At 47.6% G+C, this 2,586-nt stretch carries 3 protein-coding genes; all 3 read left to right on the top strand.

What is annotated here, in order from left to right; translation table 11 throughout:
- A partial coding sequence (locus OEM52_14810; GenBank protein MDK9701404.1) for a hypothetical protein occupies nt 1-638 on the top strand: 638 nt, incomplete at its 5' end.
- A gap of 107 nt (nt 639-745) precedes the next feature.
- Nucleotides 746-1,705 (top strand): hypothetical protein, encoded by a 960-nt coding sequence (locus OEM52_14805; protein ID MDK9701403.1) that lies wholly within the window; start codon nt 746-748, stop codon nt 1,703-1,705.
- Between the two features lie 9 nt (nt 1,706-1,714).
- A partial coding sequence (locus tag OEM52_14800; GenBank protein ID MDK9701402.1) for a sigma 54-interacting transcriptional regulator occupies nt 1,715-2,586 on the top strand: 872 nt, incomplete at its 3' end.

Below are 2,586 nucleotides of genomic sequence, written 5' to 3'. Positions count from 1 at the left end.
TCCATAACAACTCGGTACGCTTAATGTCACAAAACACTTCGAGTTATGGTCTGATGATCGAAGATGGACGATCGATCAATATTCGTAACAATGTTGTTTGGGGAAACAATTTTGGATGGGGTATTGGCGGTTCGGATGTGAATGTTGTAAATGCCGACTATTCAGTAGTCTACGGTTTTCATGAGCCGTTTTACAACATCTTAATCAACGAACATGATCGTGTACTCAATCCTCAGTTGAATCCGGTTACTTTCGCACCGTTTGCCGAATCTCCGGTTATCGACAGTGGCGATCCATTGTTGCCGAATGATCCCGATGGTTCGATTGCTGATATCGGAGCGGTTCCATTTTATCATGTTGCGGTTACAGAACCGTTAGAAACATTGCCGACAAGTGTTTCGTTAACCGCTTGGCCGAATCCATTTAATGCCAGAGTATCATTTACTCTCCCGGCCACTGGAAATGTCTCTTGGCGAATTGTAGACCGAATTGGCAGAACGATTGCTTCGGGAGCAGGTTTTGCCGAACAAGAGTTTCATGGATCGTGGCAACCAGCCAATATCGCCTCCGGGTGGTATATTGTTGAGGTTGCTACATCAAAAGGAGTTGCGCGTCGGAACCTCTGCTATCTTCGATAGTGAGTGTTTCTGTTGATGAGATGGGCGGACCTCTGGTTCGCCCATTCTTATATATGGCGGCGAAGGTGCTTGGCTGTGCCGCTTGTGATGGCTATCTTGGGGCAATTATGCGGAAAGTACTCCTAATATCACTTCTCTTATCGCTGCTAATGGGATGCAGCGAACCCGTTCGCGATAATCCGTACGATCCCGGAAGCAATACGTATAACCCTCGTGGTTCCCTCACAGTAATTGTAAAAAACCGTAATGGAATTATCTTGAGTGGAATACCGGTGCGGGTTGCAAACCACATTGGTGCAACGAACAGCAATGGCATTGTCGCATTCGAGTTACCGGTACCCTCGGTGTATCAAGTTATCGCCGGTGGCAATACTTACGATTACGACACAACGATGATAACTTTGAATGCTCCCGAAACCCGGGCGACTGAATTTCACTTGAATGGTGTCCCCCAGCTATACTCGTTAACCGCATACAGCGAGTTGCGCCCATCGGGTACGAATCGCAGTACAATGCATTTGCGTGTAAACGTGTTCGATCCTGATAGTAAGATTGACATCGATTCGGTTTGGGTGTTTACGCCGTATGGCAACATTCGGATGAATAGTATCAACGATACAATTTGGACTGCTGCTCGTGATACTTTACCTGATGGCAGCGATATTGTTAATCTGGTTGGCTTCCCGATTATTGCCCGGGCAAACGATGACGGCGGCAATATCGGCGAATCTCCACAGTCGCAGTTGAATCGTGTTTTCATAAGCTATCCGACGATAACAACACCATTGAACAATTCACAGATGTATACCGACGCATTTAATGTGCAATGGTTTGCCGGCTCATCAGATCGCTTTCAATACACCTTTCGGGTGTTAGTATTTACATACAACTCGACAACTGACACGCTGATTAAGGAAGAGAACATTCCGCAGAATACCAGTCGAGTCGATCTATTCAATCGGCTTGGGTCAGGTGTGTTTACCGTGGAAGTACACGAAGTAGATGCATTTGGAAATTATGCCCGCTCGTCGCGCAACAACTTTACGTTAATCCAAGATGTGAATTAGGTGATAAGTATGATGACCACACCACCGCCGCTTCCGGCAGAAAATAAAGCAACCCTGCAAAGTGATCAGCTATCGACTTTGCTGGAAGTGAGTGCATTACTCAATGGCATCCATGAACTAAGCGAGTTGCTTCCCAAGCTAATGGAAATCGCGCTTGCGCCGGTACAAGCGGAGCGCGGTATTATCGTACTCAAAGAAGGTGATGAGTTTCGCGTAGCTGTTGCACGTTCAGTACATGGCGACGAAGAAGATTTGTTAGAGTATTCAAAGTCGATTGTCCGCCGCGCCATGTCGGGCGAGGGAGCGATTCTTACACACGACGCCCAACTTGATCCCCGGTTCAGCGATTCACAGTCGGTCATCATGCAGCGCGTTACATCGGTTCTCTGTGTTCCACTCATTGTAAAAGAGGAAGTTAAAGGGGCAATCTACCTCGATGCCCGCCATAACCGTACCCAGTTTACGCCCGAGTCACTCGACTTCCTAAAGATCCTTGCGAATACCAGCGCCATCGCGATTGAGAACGCCCGGCTCGTACAAGGATTGTCATTGGAAAAAGTCCGATTGCAAGCGGAGATTGAACGGACTTATGCATTCAGCGAAATCATCGGCAATCATTCAAAAATGATTGATGTCTTCAAGCTGATGGACAAGATCAAAGACAGCAATATCGCCGTTTTGGTCGAAGGGGAAAGCGGCACCGGTAAGGAACTGGTAGCACGGGCATTGCACTATTCTTCGATCCGCCGTAACAAATTGTTCATCGCGCAATTCTGTGGCAACCTGTCCGAAAACCTGCTCGAGTCGGAGCTGTTCGGACATAAGAAAGGCGCGTTCACCGGCGCGTATCAGGACAAAAACGGGTTATTGGAAATTGCCGA

Source organism: bacterium (genome assembly GCA_030247525.1).
GTDB lineage: Bacteria > Electryoneota > JAOADG01 > JAOADG01 > JAOADG01 > JAOTSC01.
The sequence above is the reverse complement of the archived record's forward strand: the minus strand, read 5'-3'. Positions and strand labels throughout refer to the sequence as shown.